The following is a 21,209-nucleotide window of genomic DNA, read 5'->3' on the forward strand; positions in this document are numbered from 1 at the left end:
CAGCCTAGCGAGCAGGACGCCTCCCGGGCCGCCCGGACCACGGCGGTGTGGACCGTCCCGAAGCCCCGCGGGGGCTGCCCCGGCCGGCCTACGATGACGGGGTGACCACGTCGGAGGAGCTCGAGGCGCGCACCGTGCCGCGCTCGCGGCTGCGTGCCGGCTGGACCCCGCCGCAGCCGGCCGAGCGCCTCGCGGGTGCCGGGCCGGTGCTGCCTCGGGCGGTCCGCCCGGTCCGGGACGCCCCGGAGCGGCCTCGTGCCGCCCTGCGCCGCACCGAGCCGGCTCTCGAGGAGCGCATCGCCCCCTGGGCGGTGCCCTCGGACCGGCCGGCCCCGGCCACCCCGGCCCCGCCCGCCGACCCCGGCCGGGCCGGGCGTCACCGGGCCGAGCGCCGTCCGGCGCAGACCCGGCGCAGGGAGGAGCGGCACGCCGTGTACGCGCCCGCCGAGGGTGCGGTCGACCTCGCCCCGCAGCGGGCCACGCCGATCACCGACCCGCCGCGCCGGCGATGGTTCCGGTGGCGGTCAGCGCGCTGAGGCCACCGGCACCATCCGCCCGGCGTGGATGCCCGACGGCGTCCGTACCGGGACCAGGACGGGCTCGGGGGTGAGCGAACGCAGGCTGACGGCGCGCCGCCACCGCTCCCGCCAGCCGCGACCCTCGAGGAGCTCGCGGCGTACCCGGGCGGCCAGCTCCCACGCGCGCTCGGCCGCCGGGTCGCTCGCCCCCGCCGGCCCGTAGAGGGCGACGTCGACCGCACGGGCGGTGTCGAGCAGGGCCGCGCCGCCCACGGCCCGGGCGACCTCGCGCCGCGTGTCGTGCGTCGAGACGGGGTACCCCGCGTCGTGGAGGGTGCCCACGACGTCCCGCCACGCCGCCGCCGCCCGAGCCGCGGGTGAGCCACGCCGGGCACGCACGCTCCGGCGCAGGGCCTTGAGCAGCACGACGACGGCGGTCCACAGGGGCAGCCCGAGAGCGGGGACGGCGGCGACGCCGAGGGACACCGAGACCCACAGCGGCCAGGACCGGGGCACCTCGGGGGCGACGCTGCGAGCCCGCCCGCTGGCGGTCTCGTCGAGGGTGAAGCCGTCCTCGCTGCTCGGCGGGCGCTGGGCGCTCGGTGGCGGGACGGCGGCCGCCCGGGTGCGGTCCTGCTCGAGCACGCTGCGCGGCGAGGGCTCCCGGTCGCGCGGCGGGACGAACTCCTCCGGGGCGAGGAGCTGCCAGCGGCTGCCGTCGTGGACCTCGACCCAGGCGCGCACGTCCGACCCGCGGACCACCCCGTCGGCGCCGGGGACCGCGCCGAGCACGACCCGCGCCGGCAGGCCGAGGTAGACGGCCGAGAGCGCGAGCGTGGCGGCGTACTGCTCGTCGTCGCCCGCCGGCTGGCGGTCACCCACGAAGGCGACGAGCCGACCCAGGGAGTGTCCCGGCAGGATCGCCTCCTCGCCGGCGCCTCCGTCGCTGTAGGCCCCGGTCGTGCGCAGCCGGGTGGCGACCGCGCGCACCCTGGCCATCGGGTCGCCACCCCCGCCGGCACTCGCCGCGACGAGGCGCGCGACCGGCTGCAGGAGGTCCGGGTCGACCTGCGGCGTGGCCGGGGCGCGGGTGTCGCTCGCCCCGAGCTGCTCGGTGAGGAGGTAGCTCTCCCCGGCCTCCAGGCCACCGGGCAGCACGGCGGCGCCCGTGTCGAGGTTGTACCGGAGGGCGTCGTCGCGGTCCTGGGCGCCCGCTCCCGCGAAGGCCACCCGGGTCTCGTCACCGAGGGTCGGCACCCAGATGCCCAGCTCGGGGCGGTCGGCCCACCCGGCGGCCACCGTGACCCGCACCTGCGTCGTCGGGCCGCTGCCGGCGCGCGGGATCCGGGCACCGACCCGCAGGAAGCCGCCGGGGACCCCGTCCGACGTCGCGGACGAGCCACCGGCAGCCCACACCGTCCCGGAGTAGGTGTCGAGCGTCGAGAGCCGCACGAGCGTCCCCTCCGGCAGGCCCGCGACGGTGAACAGCTCGCGGTCGGCGAGGTCGCCGACCGCCGGGCGGAAGGCGCGGAACGCGGCGAGGGGGCTCGGCCGGTCGGTCACCGAGAACGGCACCTGCACGTGCTCGCGCAGCACCTCCCGCTCCCCCGCACCGACCCAGGGGAAGGCACCGAGGACGACCATGCCCGTCAGGGCGAGCAGGAGCGTGGCGGTGGCCAGCCGCTCCCTCGACGGACCGGTGTGCAGGACGACGCGCCGGCGGGCGCGCAGCGTCCCCCAGACGACGCCGCCACCGAGGAGCAGCGCACCCCGCGCGGCGATGCCGCCCGGGTCGCTCACCCCGAGGGCGGCGGCGAGCACCGCCACGACGGCCGGCCCGAGCAGCGGCCGGTAGGCACCCGCTCCGCGCAGGGCGAGGAGCATCCCGGTGCTCGCTCCCGCGAGCGCGAGGAGGAAGGGCAGCAGGCTGAGCGGGCCGCTGCCGTCGACCGGGGGCAGCGTCGTGAGGAGCCGGCGCCACCCGTCGGTCGCGGTGTCGGCCAGGGCGGCCCAGGCCGCGGGGGTGGGCCAGGGGCCGGCATCGGTGCCGCGCTGGGTGAGCGCCGGCGCCAGGAGTGCAGTGACCGTGACGAGGGCGGGCGGGAGCGCCCACCACGGCAGCCGCAGACGGTCCAGGGCCAGCGCCAGGAGCACGCCGGCCACGAGGGCCACGCCGGCGCCCAGCACCCAGGCGAGGCCCTCGAAGGTCCCCCAGAACGCGCCGAGCGCCGTCGCGGTGAGGACGAGGACCGCGAGGGCGTCGACGAGGGCGCCAGGCCCCGGGGTCGGGGTCGGCACGCGGGGTGCGCGGGGCGGGGTCACAGGTCCCCCACGACGCGCACGAGCCGCGGGAGGTCCTCGAGCGCCCCCATCGTGAGGAAGGACATCCCGAGGACCGCCGAGGTCGTGCTCCGCTGCCCCGGCGCGACCCGCAGGACGTGGAGGCGCACGTGCCCCCCGAGGTGGCTCGCCACCCGCTGGATCTCGAGGACCGGAGTCTCCGCCCCGGTGACCACCACGGCGATGCTCGTCCCGGGGGCCAGCCCGGCGACCCGGGCCGCGAGCCCCGGCAGGTCGGCCTCGTAGGGCTCGACCCGGGCGAACCCGTCGAGGGTGCGGGCGACGCCGGCCCGGTCGACGGCGTGCTCGCCGGCGACGACGGTGACGTCCATCTCGTCCCGGAGCGCACGCACCGCGACCGAGGCGGCGGCGGTCACGGCGGTCTCGAACGCGTCCTCGTCGGGGTAGGAGCCCGGGCGTGCGTCGAGCAGCACCGCCAGGTGGCTGCGCCGGGTGTCGGTGTAGGTCTTCATCATCAGCGCCGTCGACCCGGCCGCGGCCGAGACCCGGGCCGAGGAACGCCAGTGGACGTGCCGCCGGTCGTCGCCCGGCAGGTAGCCGCGCAGGGTGTGGAAGTCGAGGTCGGAGACGGACGGGTCCGGCGTGGGGCGGCCCTCGAGGTCCCGGACGAGCCCGGCGTCCAGGGAGGGCAGCGCGAGGACGCGGGGGTGCACGAACAGCTCGAGCGTCCGCGAGGCGTTCAGGGTCCGGCGGGCGAGCCCGAAGGGGTCGCCGAGAACGGTGGTCACCGGTCCGACGACGATGACCCCCCGGCGCGTCGTCGGGATCGTGAAGGCGTGGTCGACCCGACCACCCGGGCCGAGCGAGGGCAGCCGGAAGGCCTCGACCCGTTCCCCGACGGGGACCTCGAGCTCCGCGGGGGCGACCCGCCGGCTGCGGGCGTTGGTCGCCCGCAGCGAGCCGTCGGCACTCGTCCCGGGCCGGACGCGTACCGGGTGCACCCCGAGCTCGAGGTCGACCCGCGAGCCCCCGAGGGCCTGGAGGACGGCGAGCCCGAGGAGGACGAGCAGGCCGAGCCCGACGATGCGCGCCTCGTCCCACGCGAGCACCCAGCCGACCGTCGCCGCCAGCGCGCCCACGAGCGCGGCGCCCCAGCCGGTGCCGGTGACGACGGAGCGCTCCCGCAGGGAGCGGGTGAGCGCGCGCAGCGGGGACACGGCGGCGGGCTCCTCAGTGGTCGGCGGCGGGCAGCGGGACGGCGTCGAAGAGCTCGTCGACGACGTCGGGGACGGTGACGCCGTCGAACTGGGCGTCGGCGTCGAGGAGCATCCGGTGCTGCATGACGGGGACGGCGAGCTCCTTGAGGTCGTCCGGGACGACGTAGTTGCGCCCGTGCCCGGCGGCCCAGGCCTTCGCGGCGTGGACGTAGCCGAGCAGGCCGCGCACCGAGAGCCCGAGGCGGAGGTGGCGGTGCTCGCGGGAGCGCTCGGCCAGGGTCTGGGCGAACTCCAGCAGGGGCCGGGAGACGTGGACGGACCGGGCCACCTCGCGCAGGCGCAGGACCTGGTCGGTGCCGATGACCGGGCGCACCGCCGCGGCGCGGTCGCGCTCGGCCAGCCCGGAGAGCACCCCGATGGTCGCCGCGGCGTCGGGGTAGCCGATCGCCGTCTTCATGAGGAACCGGTCCAGCTGGGCCTCGGGAAGGCGGTAGGTCCCGGCCTGCTCGATGGGGTTCTGGGTGGCGATGACCATGAACGGCTCCGGGACGCCGTGGGTCACCCCGTCGACGGTGACCCGGCCCTCCTCCATGACCTCCAGGAGCGCGGACTGGGTCTTGGGCGAGGCCCGGTTGATCTCGTCGGCGAGGACGATGTTGGCGAACACCGGCCCCGGCCGGAACTCGAAGCGCTGCTGGTGCGGGTCGTAGATCGAGGCGCCGGTGACGTCCGAGGGGAGCAGGTCCGGGGTGAACTGGATGCGCTGGTGGCTCCCGCGCACCGCGCCGGCGAGCGAGCGGGCCAGGCTCGTCTTGCCCGTGCCCGGGACGTCCTCGACGAGGAGGTGCCCACCGGCCGCGAGGGCGGTCACCGCGAGCCGGACGACGCGGTCCTTGCCGACGAGCGCCTCCCCGACGGCGTCGACGATCGTCGTGAACGTCTCACCGAACCAGGCGATCTCGTCGGCGTGCGCGAGGGTGTGCGTCGTCATCGTGTCCTCGTCGGGGTCGTCGGGTCGTGTCCGGTCGGTCGCGCGCGGGTCACGGGGCGGTCCACGATCGTTGCACAGGTGTCGCAGGGGCCTGGCCGTCGTCACACTCGAGGTCGTACGTCACGCCCGCGACCGGGAGCAGGACCGTCGTCGGGACGGTCACCGAGCCCCCGTCGCCGATCGTGCCGTCGGACCCGGTGCCGAAGGTCACCGTCGTCGGCTCGCCGCCACCGGTGGGGGTGACGACGCAGCGCATCGTGGCGCTCGGCGGGAGGTTGGAGCCGGTCAGCCGCAGCTGGAGACCGTCTCTCGCCGGGTCGTCGTCGGGGGTGAGCACCGCCTCCCCGGTCGTCGCTGCTACCGGACCCGTCTCGACGTGCCGGCTGCTGTCGTCCACGGTTGCCGAGATCTCCAGGGTGCGGGCGTAGCCGACCTTGACCGGGTAGGTGTGGCTCCATACGCCCGGACCCGTCGAGGCGCTCTCCGTCTCCGGTCCGCCGATGCCTCCGCTGACCACCAGCTCGACGTCGGCGCTGCGTCCGTTGGGCCGGGCCGTCACCGTCACCGTGACGTACGGCCCCACGACCGCGTCGACGTGGACCTGGACCGGACCGAGCGGGCCGTAGACGACGTCGGTGCTCACCTGCGTCGAGGACGAGAGGCCGGCGGAGTTGGTCGCGGTGAGGGTGAGCGTGTACGCCGCGCCGTTGGCGGGGACGAGGACCTCCGCCTCGACGTCGTCCAGGTCCGCTCCGCTCCACGTGCCGCAGGTGGTGTCGGCGACCCGGCAGGTGACGGTGAGCGTGTCGTCGTGCGCGGGCGGCGCGGTGAACCTCAGGTCGACCTCGCGGTCCGTGCCGGAGGCGGTCGCCGAGACCCCGGTGAACGCTCCCGGCGTGCCCACGGCGCGGCGGGACACGGGCTCGCTCGGCGCCGAGGAGTAGTACTCGTTCGCGGCGGTCACCCGGTACTGGTAGGTCGAGCCGTCGTTCTCCACCGACGCCGCCTCGCAGCGGGTGCCGGTCGTCCGGCACACCGTGACGCTCCCGTCCGGGCCGGTGCGGGTCACCCGGTAGGTCGGGTCACCGGGACCGTTGGCGCCCACGGCCACCCAACGCACGAGGACCGCCTGGCGGGCGCCCCCCGCGACCTCTGCCGTCTCGAGGGTCGGTGCCGCGGGAGTGGCCGGTGTCCCGGCGGACTGGCCCTCGACAGTGACCGGCGGCCCCCACCCGGCCTCGTTGTGCGCCGTGACCGTGAACGGGGTGGTCACCGTGTTGTCCAGCCCGGCAGCGCGCACCGACGTCGACCCCGTCTCCGCCCGGCCACCCGGCCAGGTCACGAGGTAGCGGTCGACGGGCGAGCCGCCGGAGGGCGCGGCGTTCCAGGCCACGGTCACGGTGCCGTCGGCCGGCTCGACCACCCGCGGGGCGAGCGGGCTGCCCGGGACCTCGTCGGGGACGACGGGAGCGGAGGGTGCGCTCGCCGGGCCGAAGCCGACGACGTTGCGCGCGCGGACGGTGAACCGGTACTCGACGGCGTTGCGCAGCCCCGTCACGAGACACGGCGAGGCGTCACAGCGCTGGGTGCCGCCCTCCCAGGCAACCTCGTAGCCCTCGACGGGCAGGCCGGTGCCCGGCGGCGGACGCCAGGAGAGCAGCGCCGACCCGCTGAGCGTGGGTCCGGTCTGTGCCGGGGTCCCGGGCGCCCCCGGCACCCCGAGGACGTCGACGGTCAGCGTGCCCGTGGCCTGGCGGTCGCGTCGCGTCGTCGACTCGACGTCGGTGATCGTCACCTCGAAGACGATGCGCCCGGTGGCCTGCACCGACGGCGTCACCGACAGGGTCGTCGGTCCCTCCCGTCGGACCTCGGCGGCCGAGCCGGACACGCGCTCGACCCCGACGACCGAGTACTCCGGCGTGCCGAGCTGGGAGCGCAGGTAGCCCTCGAGGCTCACCGTCGTCGTCGTCCCGGCCCGCACCCCCTCGACCGACACCGGCGCCATCGACGGCGGCTCGGCGGCCGCGACCCGGACGGTGAGGACGGCGGGCACCGCCTCGGTGCCCTCTACGGTCACGACGAGGCGGGCGGTCGAGCCGGGCACGGCCGCCGACGAGGCGGTGACGACGAGCGTCGCGTCGTCCTCGGTGCGCACCGACAGCCCGGCCACCGGCGACTCCAGGCTGCCGGCGAAGCGCAGGTCGGCGACGGTGTCGGGGTCGGCGGTCCAGACGTGGCACAGCTCGGGTACGCTCAGCGGGCGCGACTGGCCACCGACGACGACGTCGACCGCGGTCGGCGGGCAGCGCAGCACCGGGGTCTCCGGCCCCACCTGGACCGGCACCGACAGGAAGGCCCGTCGTCCGGCGGCCTCCCGGGTCGCGGCCGTCGTCACCTCGAAGGACACCGCGGCCGGCCCGACGTACCCGGCGAGCGCGGTGACCCGCAGCTGCGAGGGCCCCTCGGCCTCGACCCGCAGCTGGCCCGGCGGGGAGGCCGCGAGCCGGTCGCTCGTCGTCAGCGTGACGTCCCGCCCGGCGGGGTCCAGGACGATGTCGTCGAGGTCGACCACCGTCGAGCCGTCCCGCTCGACCCGCACGAGGGCGTCGGGCCGGACGCTCGGCGCCCCCGAGCCGCCCGCCGGCACGTAGGCCACCCCGAGCGCCGCCGCCCCACCGGCGTCGACGACCTCGAAGGTGAGCACCTGCGGGTCGCTCGTCACCGGCAGGGTCGCGACGCCGCCGGCGAGCCGTGCCGAGGATGCGTTGAACACCCTGGTCACGCGCAGCGCACCGCCCGGGTCGTCGGGGTCGACGGCGCCGGCGAGCAGGTCCACCTCGACCGACGTCGCCCCGACGGCGGGCTGGGCGAGGGCGTTGCGGGGGCTCGGGGGGAGGTTGACCCCCTCGCGGGCGCGGACCCGTACCGTCCCGACCGACTCCTCCCCGCTGGCCCCGACGATGGCGTAGCGCACGGCGAGCGTCTCGCCAGCGGAGGGCGCGGTGACGACGAGCGCGCCGCTGTCGGCGTCGAGCACCGCCCGCCCGTCCAGCTCCGGGTTGAGCGCGGCGAGCGGCCGGATGCTCGCCCGCTCACCGATCGGCTGGATGTCGTTGGCGAGGACGTCGACCGCCACCGTGCTGCCCGGCTCCACGGTCACCTCGTCGTCGACCGCGACCACCGGCTGGGGGTCGCCGGGTGGGGTGACGGCGATGCGGGCCGTGCCCTCCCCGACCTTGCCGTACCGGTCGCCGAGGAGGTAGGTGAAGTCGTCGGTGCCCCCGCTCGTCGGGTAGGCCTGGTAGGTGATCGACGAGGGCGTCGTCGCGAGGACCCGCCCGAAGCGGGGCGCCGAGGCCAGCCCGACGAGGGTCGTCGAGTCACCGTCCGGGTCCGCCCCGGACCCGGCGACGGTGACGGTGATGGTGTCGCCCGCGACGACGCGGCCCTCGAGGGCCGGCGGGGTGGGTGCCCGGTCGGGTCGCTCCTGCGTCGGCGGTGGGGTGACGGTGACCCGCGCGGTTCCCGTGGCCCGGCGACCCGCGGCGTTCTCGACGACGTACGTGACCGTCACCGTCTGCTGGGAGCTCACCCGGGGCGCCTGGTAGCGCACGAGCGACCCGGCGACGTAGGCGGCCCCGACCTCGTCGGTGCCGGTCGCCCCGTCGGGGCCCGACACCGGCAGCGTCCCGCCGCGGGGCGCGCCCTCGACCCGGGGGGAGAGCCGCAGCGTGGACCCGCTGGGGTCGAGGTCGTTGTCGAGCACCGGCACGGAGACGTGGTCGCCGGAGCGGACCGTCGCGGTGTCGTCGCTCGTCACCGGCGTGTCGTCGGCCGGCTCCGGCAGCTGGAGCACCGAGATGTCCCCGGTCGCGCTCTGCCCGGAGCCGTTGGTGACGGTGTACCGCACGAGGACGGGGTTGGGCCGCAGCTCGGGCCGGGTCGCGACGATCCGCACCCAGCGTCCCCGGAGCACCGCCACGTCGACGCTGTCGGAGGACTCGGTCTCGGTGCCCTGGACGACGAGCAGGCCACCGGCGGGGTCGACGTCGTTGGCGAGCACGTCGACGACGGTCGCCGTCTGGCCGTGGACCACCGCCTGGTCGAGCATCGCGGTGATGCTGCCGGACCGCTCGGCGGCCGCCCGCACGTCCACCCGGATCGTCCCTCGGGCGAACGGTGCGTTCCCGTAGCGCACGGCGTACGCGAGCAGGTAGGTGCCCGGAGCACCGGCGGTCACCGACACCGTCCCTGCGTCGATGCTCGTCTCGACGGTCGCGCCGTCCGGGGCGGTGACGTCGCCGGCGAGCTGGAGACGGGCGGCCGGCGAGGTCGGGTCGGTGCCGGGGACGTCGTTCTCGAGCGGCCGCAGGACCACGGGCTTGCCGACCTCGCCCCGGCCGATGTCCGGCAGGGGGGTCGCCGCGCTCGTGGACACCGAGTCCGCCGCGAGCACGTCGACCGAGAGCCGACCCGTGGTCTCGGCGGTGCCGTCGGAGACCGTGTACTCGACCGTCCGCGGGCCGGCCGCCCCGGGTGCGGTGTAGCGCAGCCGACCGTCGGAGGTCACCGCGACCGACGTGCGCCCGTCGTGGGCCGCCGTGACCGCCACCGGGTCGGAGTCCGGGTCGCGCCAGTCGCCGGCGACGGGGACGTTCAGGGTCCCCCGGTTGGCGACCGAGGTCACCTCCGCCCGGTAGCCCGGGCGCAGCACCGGCGGGCCGTTCTCGGTGGGCCCCCGGACGGTGACGGTGACGTGCGCCGAGGAGCTGTTGCCGCGCCCGTCGTCGACGACGTAGTCGAAGCCGGCGCTCGCCGCCGTCGCCTCGAGGGTCACCTGGACGGTCTGCCCGTCCGGGGAGATGTCCACGGTGCCGGTCGCCGCGGGCAGGTCGGAGACCTCGGTGACCGAGAGCACGCTGCCGGAGGGGTTGCTGTCGTTGTCGAGCACGTGGAGGACGCTCGTGCGGCCCGGGCGGGCGCCGACCCGGTCGTCGCGGGCCCGGGGCGGCTTGGAGCTGCGGTCCAGCGTCGTCGACGCGTCGGTGTCCGTCGGGCGGCTGCGGGTGCTCGGCGGCGCGACGGCGGTCCAGTCGTCGAGCCGCCGGCCCGACTCCAGCGACCACACCGCCCCGGTCGCCGCGTCGTTGAGCACGACGGACCGGTGGTTCAGCCGCAGGTGGGGTGAGAGCAGCGCCGCCGCGTTCTCCAGGGGGACCTGCTCGGCCCCACCGCCTCCGCAGACCCGCACCGCCCGGCCCGGGCTGCCCGACCACACCGCGTAGGTGCACGAGTCGAGGACGACCGGCTCGGCCGCCGGGCCGGTGCCGCCGTCCGCGAGCGTGCGGGCCACCCCGCCGGCCAGGTCGACCGACACCAGGGCGCGCGGGGTGGCGACGAGGACGCTGTCACCCGCGACCCCGCCCTGCGGCACGCCGTCGAGGATGCTCGCGCCGGTGACCGCCGTGCGCTCCCCTCCCGGCCACGCGAGGACGCCGGTGACGGTGTCGAGCACCACCGGCCCTGCCGCGGTGAGCAGGACGTGCACGTCCTGGAGGGCGCCGCCGAGGTCGGCGGTGCTCGCCGTGAACCCGCCGTCGGCGGCCGGGGTGAGCGTGACCAGCCCGCCTCCGGAGCCCGCAGCGTAGACCGTGCCGTCCTCGGCGACGGCGACGTCCGCGGCACGCGCCTCGCCGGTGACGTCGGGAGCGACGGGCACGCTCGCGAGCGCGTCGTCGCGCGAGGAGAGCCCGTCGACCCCCGCCTCGCCGGCCGTCGAGGAGCGGGCGGCGCGCACCTCGCCCGTCTCGGGGTCGACGACGGCCGAGGTGGCACCGCCCACCGCGAGGGGGGCCGTCGCGGGCACCGTGACACTCCGGTCCGGGGCGAGCGTGCCCTCGCGGACGTCGACCGCCGTCACCCGGCCCGTGACCCGGTCGCGGGCGAGCACCGCGGAGCCGGACTGGACGACGTCGAGCTGGTAGGTCTGGGCCGCGTCCTCACCGGGGGCGAGCGCGGCGTCCAGCCGGGCCGCCGGGGCGTTGAGCCGCCCGAAGAGGCCGACCCGGTCGTTGGTCACCCAGACGGTGCCGTCGTTCGGCTCGAGCTGGTTGCTCGGAAACCCGGGGCTGCGGGTCGCGGCCCACCCGTAGCCGCCGAGGGCCAGCGCGACCACGACGCCGGCGACGACCCCCGTGCGCGGGCGGGCCCGCAGACGGCGTGACGCACCGTCACGCCGTGCCGTCCCGCGCGGCTCGCTCATCTCGTCCTCGTCCGACCTCGGCGAGCGCGGCCCGGCCGCCGCACCCGGACTCATTGTGAGCCATACCCGTGGGTCGGGTGTGCCGGTTGTGACAAGCCGAGGGGGCCGACCAGGACCTCCGGCCGGCCCCCTCGGACGCGCTCAGCGCCGGTAGACCTGCACCACGCTCGGCCGCGGCCCGCCCCAGCGCCCCCGCGAGAGGGTGCCCGGCGCGGCGTAGTCGGGGAAGAAGGAGTGCTGGTCCGCCCAGGACCCGTCCTCGCCGGGATGCTGCACCGCGACGAAGACCGACCCGGACCCGTCCCGGTCGTGGACCACGGGCCCACACGTCTCGGCCTCCCGCGGCACCGCGAGGAACTGCTCGACCTTGCCCCGCTCCCGACCGGTCAGCGTCACCCGGTGCAGGGCGTCGTCGAGTCCGAGGGTGCCGGGCTGGCCGTCCGTGGCGATCCACAGCGCGCCGGTGGAGTCGAACGCGACGTTGTCCGGGCACGAGATCGGCGAGACCGGCCCCTCGTAGCCCCCGAAGTACGTCCCCGCGCTCGACGGGTCGCCACAGACGAGCAGCAGGGTCCACGCGAAACGGGTGGCGCCCGCGTCGTTGTGGTACTCCGTCAGCTCGAGGACGTGGCCCTCGCGGTTGGTCACCCGCGGGTTGGCCTCGTCGACACCCGGGTAGCCGGCGACGCCGCGGTTGGTGTTGTTCGTCAGGGCCGCGTAGACCCTGCCGGTGACGGGGTTGGGCTGGACGTCCTCGGGCCGGTCCATCTTCGTCGCCCCGACCCGGTCGGCCGCGAGCCGGGTGAAGACGAGCACCTCCGCGACGCTCATACCCGGCACCCGCGAGCAGCCGTCCTCGACGAGGGGGACCCACTCGCCGGTGCCGTCGAACCGCCCGTCCGAGGGCAGCGCGCCGGTGCCGTCGATCTCCGCCGGAGGGCTGTCGCCGCTGAACCGGGCGACGTAGAGGTCCCCGGAGGAGAGCAGCCGCTTGTTCTGGGCCTTCGCCCAGCGGCTGCTCCCACGCACCATCCGCCGGGTGGAGACGAACTTGTACAGGTAGTCGAAGCGCTCGTCGTCGCCGGAGTAGGCGACCGCCCGCCCGTCCCGGGCGAGCCGGATGTTCGCGCTCTCGTGCTTGAAGCGGCCCATCGCGGTGTGCTTGACGGGGGTCGAGTCCGGGTCCTCGGGGTCGACCTCGACCACCCACCCGAAGCGGTTGACCTCGTTCTCGTAGCCTGGCCGGCGGGCGTCGAAGCGGGGCTCGACGGTCCACCACGCCCGGCCCCCCTCGGTGCTCGGGATGCCGTAGCGCCGGTTCTCCGGGGTGTCGTCGGCGACGAAGTACTGGTTGAAGTTCTCCTCCCCGGACAGGACGGTGCCCCACGGGGTCGTCCCCCCGGAGCAGTTGTTCTGGGTCCCGAGGATGGTCCGCCCGAGGTGGTCCTCCCGGGTGCGCAGCAGCGGGTGCCCCGCGGCCGGACCGTCGACGGCGAAGCGCGTCTTGAGGTGGATCCGCCGGTTGTAGCGGCTGCCGCGCACGTACGACCACGGCCGGCCGGGGCCGGAGCGGCGCAGCTCGACGACGCTCAGCCCGTGCGCCGCCATGGCGATCCGCTTGTACTCCTCGAGAGTGTCCGCGTCCTCGCTCGGCGGGAACATGATGTTCTCGTTCGTGTACTCGTGGTTGACGACCGCCAGGGCCCGCCGGCCGTGCGTGCCGGGCGTCTCGATGATGTCGAGGTAGTCGCAGTTGTAGCCGAACTGCTGCATCTGCGCGCGCTCGCTCTGGTGCTCCGGGTCGAACTCCGGGGCCCGGGTGCTGAGCGGGTCGCCCCAGCGGATGACGGGTCTCCAGGTCCATCCGCGCGGCACGGTGAGGGCGTCGACGTCCGCGGCCACGGGCGCGATCGGCTGGAAGGAGAGACCCCGGGCCGGGCCGTGCCCGTGGCCCGGCCGTCGGTGGGCCGCCGCGGGCGAGGCGGGGCTCAGGGCGACCGCGAGCGCTCCGCCGCCCACCCCGCCGAGCATCCTCCGACGGGTGAACGCCCGGCTGGCGAGGTCGCGGAAGTACTCGTTCTCGCTGGTGTTCGGCGCGTCGTCGGCGCAGGCGTTCCCGCACTTGAGCTCGCAGGTCACCGCGCTGCGTTTCCCGCGGGCATGGGAGAGGAGCGGGAGGGCCGCTCGGCGCTCGGGCATGGTCGTCATGGTGGCTCCAGAGGGTGGCGAAGGGTCGGCGCAGACCCCGGCCTGGAGCCCGCGGGACGACGCTAGGCGCGGGCCGGGACGGCCCGGGGGTCCACTGCGAGAACCCTGGGTGACCGTTGGGGAACCGGGTGGTCAGCGCGGGGTCAGGACGGCCGCGGTCCCCCGGCCGCGGGCCGCGCGAGGAGCGAGCGCGTCACGTCGCCGGCGCTCGCCGTGCGGTGGCCCGCGAACCGGCCCGCCCGGCGGGCGGCGATGGCCGAGCCGCCGACGCGTTCACCGGCGATCTGCTCCTGCAGCCGGATGATGCCCTGGAGCAGCGCCTCGGGCCGCGGGGGGCAGCCGGGGACGTAGACGTCGACGGGCACGACCTGGTCGACGCCCTTGGTCACCGAGTAGCTGTCCCAGTAGGGGCCACCGGAGTTGCTGCACGCCCCGAAGGAGATGACGTACTTCGGCTCGGGCATCTGGTCGTAGAGGCGCCGGATCGAGGGCGCCATCTTGTCGGTCACCGTCCCGGAGACGACCATGAGGTCGGCCTGCCGGGGCCCGGGCGCGAACGGGATGACGCCGAGACGGATGAAGTCGTGCCGACCCATCGAGGCGGCGATGAACTCGATGGCACAGCACGCCAGCCCGAAGTTGAACACCCACAGCGAGTAGCGACGGCCCCAGTTGAGGACGACCCGGACGGGCTTGGGGGCGTGCTCGGCGACCGGCCCGACCCGCGGCGTCGGCAGGTCCACGCTCATCCGGTCTCCCAGCGCAGGAGGCCGCGCCGACCCGCGTGCACGAGGCCGAGGAGCAGGACGCCGACGAAGATCCCGACCTCGACGAGCGAGGCCGCCCCCAGGTGGGCGTCCCGCAGCACGAGCGCCCACGGGAAGAGGTAGACGGCGTCGACGGCGAAGACGACGTAGAGGAAGGCGAAGGAGAGGTAGCGCACCTGCGACTGCGCCCAGCCGGCACCGACCGGGTCGACACCGGACTCGTAGGTCCGCAGGCCGGCCTCGGTGGCCGCGCGCGGGGCGAGCAGCCGGCGGACGGCCATCGCCGCGGTCACGAGGAGCACGCCGGCGAGCACGACCGCCGCGACGACGAGGTAGCCCTCCATGCCGAGCGAGCCTAGCCCCGTACCGAGGAGCGGAGGACCTCCCGATCCCGGCCGGCCGGCCCACCGGGGCCCGGACGTGGACGGCGGTGAGGGCAGCCTCACCCGGGACGTACGATGGACGACGGTGCGCCTTCCGGCCCGCCGGGGCGCCCGACCACACTCCCGACACCCCAGGGACCACCGTGACCAGCAAGACCGTCCAGACCCTCGACCGCGTCGTCATCCGGTTCGCCGGCGACTCCGGCGACGGGATGCAGCTGACGGGCGACCGGTTCACCTCCGAGACGGCAGCGCTCGGCAACGACCTGTCCACGCTGCCGAACTTCCCGGCCGAGATCCGCGCCCCCCAGGGCACGCTGCCCGGCGTCTCCAGCTTCCAGCTGCACTTCGCCGACCACGACGTCCTCACCCCCGGCGACGCCCCCGACGTCCTCGTCGCGATGAACCCGGCGGCGCTCAAGGCCAACCTCGCCGACCTGCCCCGCGGCGCGACGATCGTCGCGAACACCGACGAGTTCACCACGCGCAACCTCGCCAAGGTGGGGTACGAGACCAGCCCGCTCGAGGACGGCAGCCTCGAGTCGTGGCACGTGCACGCCGTCGCCCTGACCTCGATCACGGTCGAGGCGCTCGCGCCGTTCGAGGGCCTGACGCGCAAGGAGAAGGAGCGGGCGAAGAACATGTTCGCCCTCGGCCTTCTCTCGTGGATGTACACCCGCCCGACGACCGGCACCGAGGACTTCCTCGCCAAGAAGTTCGGCGGCCGGCCGGAGATCCTCGAGGCCAACCTCGCGGCGCTGCGCGCCGGCTGGAACTACGGCGAGACCACCGAGGACTTCGCCTCCTCGTTCGTCGTCCAGGCCGCCCCGATGGCTCCCGGGCGCTACCGGAACGTCACCGGGAACACCGCCCTCGCCCTCGGCCTGGCCGCGGCCGCGCACCGTGCCGGCCGCCCGCTCGTCCTCGGCTCCTACCCGATCACGCCGGCCTCCGACGTGCTGCACGCCCTCTCCGGGATGAAGCGGCACGGTGTGACGACCATCCAGGCCGAGGACGAGATCGCCGGCGTCGGCATCGCCCTCGGCGCCTCGTACGGCGGCGCGATCGGCGTCACCTCGACCTCGGGCCCGGGGATCGCCCTGAAGTCGGAGACGATCGGGCTCGCCGTGTCGCTCGAGCTGCCGCTCGTCGTCGTCGACATCCAGCGCGGCGGGCCCTCGACGGGGCTGCCGACCAAGACCGAGCAGGCCGACCTGCTCCAGGTCATGTACGGCCGCAACGGGGAGTCACCCGTGCCGGTCCTCGCCGCGCAGACCCCGGCCGACTGCTTCGACGCCGCCCTCGACGCGGTCCGCATCGCGACGACCTACCGCACCCCGGTGGTCCTGCTCTCCGACGGCTACCTCGCCAACGGCTCCGAGCCGTGGGCCGTCCCCGAGGTCGACGAGCTGCCCGACCTGGCCGTCGAGCTCGCGAGCGCTCCCAACGCCGTCGACGACGCCGGCGAGCCGGTCTTCCGGCCCTACCTGCGCGACCCCGAGACGCTCGCGCGCCCGTGGGCCGTTCCGGGCACGCCCGGGCTCGAGCACCGGATCGGGGGGATCGAGAAGGCCGACGTCACCGGTGACATCAGCTACGACCCGGACAACCACGACACGATGGTCCGGCTGCGCCAGGCCAAGGTCGACGGCATCGCCGTCCCCGACCTCGAGGTCGACGACCCGAGCGGTGACGCGAAGGTCCTCGTCCTCGGGTGGGGGTCGACCTACGGTCCGGTCGCCGCCGCCACCCGGGTGCTGCGCAACGCCGGGCACGCCGTCGCCCGGGCGCACCTGCGCCACCTCAACCCCTTCCCCGCCAACCTCGACGACGTCCTGCGCCGCTACGAGCGGGTGCTCGTGCCGGAGATGAACACCGGCCAGCTCGCCCTGCTGCTGCGCGGCACCTACCTCGTCGACGTCCGCTCGCACACGGCGGTCCGGGGGCTGCCGTTCACGACGGTCGAGCTCGCCGACGTCGTCTCCACCATCCTCGAGGAGGTCTCGTGACCCTCACCGACCTGGGCATGCCCGTCACCGGTCTGCAGCACGTCCCCCACCTGCCCGACGACGCACCCGGACAGAGCAAGCGGGACTTCACCTCCGACCAGGAGGTGCGCTGGTGCCCCGGCTGCGGCGACTACGTCATCCTCGCCGCCGTGCAGTCCTTCCTGCCCGAGCTCGGGCTGCGCCGCGAGAACATCGTCTTCGTCTCCGGCATCGGCTGCTCCTCGCGCTTCCCGTACTACCTGGACACCTACGGGATGCACTCCATCCACGGCCGTGCCCCGGCGATCGCCACCGGCCTGGCCACCTCCCGCCCCGACCTGTCCGTCTGGGTCGTCACCGGCGACGGCGACGCCCTCTCCATCGGCGGCAACCACCTCATCCACGCCCTGCGCCGCAACGTCAACCTGACCATCCTGCTGTTCAACAACCAGATCTACGGGCTGACCAAGGGCCAGTACTCGCCCACCTCCCGCACCGGCTCGGTCACCAAGTCCAGCCCGCTCGGCTCGGTCGACGCGCCCTTCAACCCGGTCTCGCTCGCCCTCGGCGCCGAGGCGACCTTCGTCGCGCGGGCCATGGAGTCCGACCGCGCCGAGCTCAAGGAGGTGCTGCGGGCGGCGGCCGAGCACCGCGGGGCCGCGCTCGTCGAGATCTACCAGAACTGCCCGATCTTCAACGACGGCGCCTTCGAGGTCCTCAAGGACCGCACGCAGCAGGCGGCGCGGATCGTCCGGCTGCGCTCCGGCGAGCCGGTCACCGTGGGCCCGGAGGACGACCGCCGGGTCCTCGTGCGGGTCGCCGGCGGGCACGGCGAGTTCGTGCCGGAGGCCGAGGTCGGCGCGCGTGAGGTCGTCGTCCACGACGCCGCCGCGCCGGACCCGTCCGCCGCGTTCGCCCTCTCCCGGCTGGACTCCCCGGAGATGACCCACGTGCCGATGGGGGTCTTCCGCCAGGTCTCCCGGCCGACCTACGACGACCTCGTGCGGGCCCAGGTCGAGGGCGCGGTCGACGCGGCAGGGGGGCCGGCCACCGACGCCGACCTCGGCGAGCTGCTGCGCGGGCGCGACACCTGGACCGTGGGGTGAGCGACGGGCCGGGCGAGGAGGCCCGGCGCGTCGGGACCGGCTACGGGTTCCTCGCCTACGGCATCTGGGGCCTGTTCCCCCTGTACTTCGCCGCGCTCGCCCCGGCCGGCGCGTTCGAGATCCTCGGGCACCGCATCCTGTGGACGCTGGCCCTGTGCCTGCTCATCCTGCTCGCGCGCCGGGACCTGGCCTGGATGCGGGAGGTCGTGGCCCGGCCTCGGCTGGCCGCCGGCATCGGTGTGGCCGGGCTCCTCATCGCCGGCAACTGGACGACGTACGTGCTGGCCGTCCTCACCGGGCGGACCTACGAGGCCGCCCTCGGGTACTTCCTCAACCCGATCGTCACGGTGGCCCTCGGGGTCCTCGTGCTGCGGGAGCGGCTGCGCCCGCTGCAGTGGGCGGCCGTGGCCGTCGGCGCGGTGGCCTCGGTGTGGCTCGCGGTGGCCGGCGGCGTGGTGCCGTGGATCCCGCTGGTGCTCGCCTTCTCGTTCGGGCTCTACGGGCTGACGAAGAAGCGGCTGGGGGCCTCCCTGACGGCGTTGCGCTCGCTCACCGCGGAGACCACCGCGCTCGCGCCGGTCGCCGTGGGGGTCCTGCTCGTCCTCGGAGCCCACGGCGCGACGACGTTCACCGCCGAGGGGCCCGTGCACACGGTGCTGCTCGTGCTCTCCGGCGTCGTCACCGCGGGCCCCCTGCTCCTCTTCGCCGCCGCCGCTCGACGGGTCCCGCTCGTGACGATCGGGCTCATCCAGTTCGTCACGCCGGTCCTCCAGCTGCTCGTCGGGGTCCTCCTCCTCGGCGAGCACGTCTCGGGCCGGCTGTGGGTGGGCTTCGGCATCGTGTGGGTCGCCCTGGTCCTGCTCTCGGTCGACTCGCTCACCGCCGCCCGGGCTGCCCGGGCCGCCCGCCGGGCCTCCCCCGCCCTACCCTGACCCGCCAGGACGCGCGCCCCGGGTCAGTCGCCGAGGAGGTGGCGCACGTGGTCGTTGGTGAAGCGCCGGTCGGGGTCGACCCGGTCGCGCACGGCGAGGACGTCGGCGAAGCGGGGGTAGAGCTCGCCCAGCCGCTCGGCGCCGAGCGTGTGCACCTTGCCCCAGTGCGGCCGGCCGGCGTGCTCGGCGACGATCGCCTCGAAGGCGGCGAACAGACGGCTGGGGTCCATCCGGTGGTACTGGTGGACGGCGACGTAGGCGTTGTCCCGCTCGTAGGCGGTCGAGAGCCAGACGTCGTCGGCCCCGACGAACCGGACCTCGACGGGGAACGGCACCGGCTCGCGGCTGCGCTCGAACCACGCGCGCAGCTCGGTGAGGACCGGCACGACGGCCCGGCGGGGCACGGCGTACTCCGACTCGACGAAGCGCACCTCGCGTGAGGAGCAGAACACCCGCCAGGAGTCGTCGGCGAACTCGCGGGCCCCGAGCGCGCGGGCGCTCAGCTGGTTGGCCCGCGCGGTGGCGGCCGGGACCCGGGAGAGCAGCCGGTTGACCCCTTCGTAGACCCGGTTGGCGAGCAGGTCGTCGTCGAGCCGGCGCCGCCACGCCGGCAGGGGCCCCGGCCCTTCGCCCGGGCCCACCCGGTCGTTGCGCTTGACGAGGACCCGGTCGGTGTGTGGGAACCAGTGCATGTCGACGTGGTCGTGGGAGTCGGCGAGGTCGTGGATGCTCGCGAGCACGCCGGCGAAGGACTCCCCCGACTCGCGGGCGTGCAGCCGGAAGGCGGGCACGCACTGCAGCTCGAGCTCGACGACCACCCCGAGGGCCCCGAGCCCGACGCGGGCCGCCTGGAAGACCTCCGGCTCCTCCTCGGCCGAGCAGCGCAACAGGGAGCCGTCGGCGAGGACGAGGGTCAGCCCGCAGACCGCCGCGGCGATGCCCTGCAGCCGCACCCCGGTTCCGTGCGTCCCGGTGGCGACGGCACCGCTGAGCGTCTGGCGGTCGATGTCTCCGAGGTTGGGCAGGGCGAGCCCGAGGGCCTGCAGCGCCGGGTTCAGCTCGTGCAGCGGGGTGCCCGCCGCGACGCGCACCCGGGCGCGTTCGCGGTCGACGTCGAGCACGCCACGCAGGCCGTCCACCCGCAGGAGCACGCCGTCGGTGGCGACGAGCGGGGTGAAGGAGTGCCCGCTGCCGGCGACCCGCAGCGGGACACCGCGCTCGCGCGCCGTCCGGACGGCGCCGCGCACGCCCTCGATGCTCGAGACCTCGGTGACCAGTCCGGGGCGGGCGCTGACGTTGCCGCCCCAGTTGCGCCAGGTCGCGCTCATCCGAAGTTCCGTCCCTCTCCGCGGTAGGTGGGCACCGAGGCGACCAGCTCCTCGCCCCGGACGAGATGGAGCCGGTCGAAACGCTCGAGCAGCTCGCCGGCCTTGGCGCCGCGCAGCCAGACGCGGTCGCCGAGGGCCAGCCCGTCGACGTCCCCGCTGACCGGCGTCTGCACCTCGCCCGCGGCCTCGCTGCGCACCAGGGACCAGCCGGGCCGGACGGGGCGCGGTACCCGGGACCACCCGGGCTGGCCGCTCGCGACGTACCCCCCTGCGAACGTCGTGACGATGCCGCGGGCCGGGCGCCGGACGACGGGGACGGCGTAGGCCATCGCCGGACGCGGCGTGAAGTCGTCGTAGCCGTCGAAGAGCGTCGGGGCGTACAGGCCCGAGCCGGCGGCGAGCTCGGTGACCGCCGCGTCGTCGACGAACCGGTGCAGGCTCCCCGTCCCCCCGCCGTTGACGAACCGCAGGTCGGCCTCCGCGCTGACGGCGGCGACGACGGCGGCGCGCCGCTCGAGCAGCTCGGCGACCGAGCGGCGCTTGAGCACCCGCACGGCCGGCGAGTCCGGGAGGCCTGCGACCTGGGCGTCGTAGAACATCAGCCCGCGCACCTCGAGCCCGACCCCGAGGGCGGCACGCGCCACCGCGAGCGCCTGCGCCGGCGTCCGGGTGGGCGAGCGCCGCACCCCGAGGTGCAGGCGCCCCACCCGGACCGAGCAGTCGACGTCGACCGCCACCCCCACCCCGTGCAGGCCCGCACCGAGCGTGTCCCGCAGCCAGCGCACGTGCTCGACGGAGTCGACCGTCACGGTCACCTCGCGGCGCAGGTCGTCGTCGGCGGCCACCGCGCGCAGCGCGTCGAGGTCGACCGAGGGGTAGGCGAGGAACACGTCGCGGACGCCCTCGCGCGCCAGCCACACCGCCTCCGCCGCCGCGTAGGCCATGACCCCGGCGAAGCCCGGGCGGGCCAGGACGTCCTCGAGCACCCAGCGGCAGCGCAGCGACTTCGAGGCCACCCGCACGGGGCGACCGCCCGCGCGACGCACGAGGTCGGCGGCGTTGGCCTCGTAGGCGTCCAGGTCGAGGACGACGAGCGGCACGGGCAGCCCCGCGGTCGCGGCGTCCCACCGCGCGGTCACGTCCTCCGGCCTCGAGCTCACGACGCCGACCCTAGTGCGCCACCCGGGCGCGGCCCGGGAGCTGGGTGC

13 protein-coding genes are annotated in these 21,209 nt (G+C 75.6%); 4 read left to right on the top strand and 9 right to left on the bottom strand.

The features are described 5' to 3' along the window. The first annotated feature begins 101 nt into the window (after positions 1 to 101). Positions 102 to 536 carry a hypothetical protein gene (locus G8D98_RS05610; protein WP_166100149.1) on the top strand — a complete coding sequence of 145 codons (435 nt, stop codon included), beginning with the start codon at positions 102 to 104 and terminating at the stop codon, positions 534 to 536. On the opposite strand, the gene G8D98_RS15600 is transcribed toward G8D98_RS05610, so the two are convergent. From G8D98_RS15600 to G8D98_RS05645, 7 genes are all read right to left on the bottom strand, one after another. After that, positions 525 to 2,816, bottom strand: a complete 2,292-nt coding sequence (locus tag G8D98_RS15600; protein ID WP_166100151.1) for a transglutaminase domain-containing protein — start codon at positions 2,814 to 2,816, stop codon at positions 525 to 527. The genes G8D98_RS05610 and G8D98_RS15600 overlap by 12 nt on opposite strands. A gap of 20 nt (positions 2,817 to 2,836) precedes the next feature. After that, positions 2,837 to 4,036: a DUF58 domain-containing protein gene (locus G8D98_RS05620; RefSeq protein WP_166100154.1), complete on the bottom strand. Its 1,200-nt coding sequence runs from the start codon at positions 4,034 to 4,036 to the stop codon at positions 2,837 to 2,839. Between the two features lie 13 nt (positions 4,037 to 4,049). Continuing rightward, entirely contained in the window at positions 4,050 to 5,027 is a 978-nt protein-coding gene (locus G8D98_RS05625; RefSeq protein ID WP_166100157.1) for an AAA family ATPase, read from the bottom strand. 49 nt (positions 5,028 to 5,076) lie between these two features. Then, a complete protein-coding gene (locus tag G8D98_RS05630) occupies positions 5,077 to 11,289 on the bottom strand; it encodes an Ig-like domain-containing protein (RefSeq protein ID WP_166100161.1) in 6,213 nt (2,070 codons plus the stop codon). A gap of 141 nt (positions 11,290 to 11,430) precedes the next feature. Beyond that, positions 11,431 to 13,497 (bottom strand): PhoX family protein, encoded by a 2,067-nt coding sequence (locus G8D98_RS05635; RefSeq protein ID WP_166100163.1) that lies wholly within the window; start codon positions 13,495 to 13,497, stop codon positions 11,431 to 11,433. Positions 13,498 to 13,640: 143 nt separating this feature from the next. Next, a complete protein-coding gene (locus G8D98_RS05640; protein ID WP_166100165.1) occupies positions 13,641 to 14,246 on the bottom strand; it encodes an NADH-quinone oxidoreductase subunit B in 606 nt (201 codons plus the stop codon). Continuing rightward, positions 14,243 to 14,608: an NADH-quinone oxidoreductase subunit A gene (locus G8D98_RS05645; protein WP_166100168.1), complete on the bottom strand. Its 366-nt coding sequence runs from the start codon at positions 14,606 to 14,608 to the stop codon at positions 14,243 to 14,245. Before G8D98_RS05645 ends, G8D98_RS05640 begins: the two co-directional genes overlap by 4 nt. A 182-nt stretch (positions 14,609 to 14,790) precedes the next feature. Here G8D98_RS05645 and G8D98_RS05650 point away from each other — a divergent pair, with 182 nt between their 5' ends. The 3 genes from G8D98_RS05650 to rarD are packed head-to-tail and all read left to right on the top strand — an operon-like array spanning position 14,791 to position 18,673. Next, entirely contained in the window at positions 14,791 to 16,656 is a 1,866-nt protein-coding gene (locus G8D98_RS05650) for a 2-oxoacid:acceptor oxidoreductase subunit alpha (protein WP_166100170.1), read from the top strand. 17 nt (positions 16,657 to 16,673) lie between these two features. Next, positions 16,674 to 17,741 carry a 2-oxoacid:ferredoxin oxidoreductase subunit beta gene (locus G8D98_RS05655; RefSeq protein ID WP_187566835.1) on the top strand — a complete coding sequence of 356 codons (1,068 nt, stop codon included), beginning with the start codon at positions 16,674 to 16,676 and terminating at the stop codon, positions 17,739 to 17,741. After that, a complete protein-coding gene (gene rarD, locus G8D98_RS05660; RefSeq protein WP_166100174.1) occupies positions 17,738 to 18,673 on the top strand; it encodes an EamA family transporter RarD in 936 nt (311 codons plus the stop codon). Before G8D98_RS05655 ends, rarD begins: the two co-directional genes overlap by 4 nt. 23 nt (positions 18,674 to 18,696) lie before the next feature. Here the strand turns inward: rarD and G8D98_RS05665 are convergent, their stop codons facing one another. Further along, complete coding sequence (locus G8D98_RS05665) at positions 18,697 to 20,001, bottom strand: D-arabinono-1,4-lactone oxidase (protein WP_166100177.1); 1,305 nt, start codon at positions 19,999 to 20,001, stop codon at positions 18,697 to 18,699. After that, positions 19,998 to 21,161: an alanine racemase gene (locus G8D98_RS05670; RefSeq protein ID WP_166100180.1), complete on the bottom strand. Its 1,164-nt coding sequence runs from the start codon at positions 21,159 to 21,161 to the stop codon at positions 19,998 to 20,000. Before G8D98_RS05670 ends, G8D98_RS05665 begins: the two co-directional genes overlap by 4 nt. Positions 21,162 to 21,209: the final 48 nt, after the last annotated feature.

Origin of the sequence: Phycicoccus endophyticus (genome assembly GCF_011326735.1) — a bacterium.
GTDB lineage: Bacteria > Actinomycetota > Actinomycetes > Actinomycetales > Dermatophilaceae > Phycicoccus > Phycicoccus endophyticus.

What these genes read in the sequence shown, in the direction of transcription:
- G8D98_RS05625 (WP_166100157.1), bottom strand. Translation starts at nt 5,027, where the DNA reads ATGACGACGCACACCCTCGCGCACGCCGACGAGATCGCCTGGTTCGGT.
- G8D98_RS05630 (WP_166100161.1), bottom strand. Translation starts at nt 11,289, where the DNA reads ATGAGCGAGCCGCGCGGGACGGCACGGCGTGACGGTGCGTCACGCCGT.
- G8D98_RS05635 (WP_166100163.1), bottom strand. Translation starts at nt 13,497, where the DNA reads ATGACGACCATGCCCGAGCGCCGAGCGGCCCTCCCGCTCCTCTCCCAT.
- G8D98_RS05640 (WP_166100165.1), bottom strand. Translation starts at nt 14,246, where the DNA reads ATGAGCGTGGACCTGCCGACGCCGCGGGTCGGGCCGGTCGCCGAGCAC.
- G8D98_RS05645 (WP_166100168.1), bottom strand. Translation starts at nt 14,608, where the DNA reads ATGGAGGGCTACCTCGTCGTCGCGGCGGTCGTGCTCGCCGGCGTGCTC.
- G8D98_RS05655 (WP_187566835.1), top strand. Translation starts at nt 16,674, where the DNA reads ATGCCCGTCACCGGTCTGCAGCACGTCCCCCACCTGCCCGACGACGCA.
- G8D98_RS05665 (WP_166100177.1), bottom strand. Translation starts at nt 20,001, where the DNA reads ATGAGCGCGACCTGGCGCAACTGGGGCGGCAACGTCAGCGCCCGCCCC.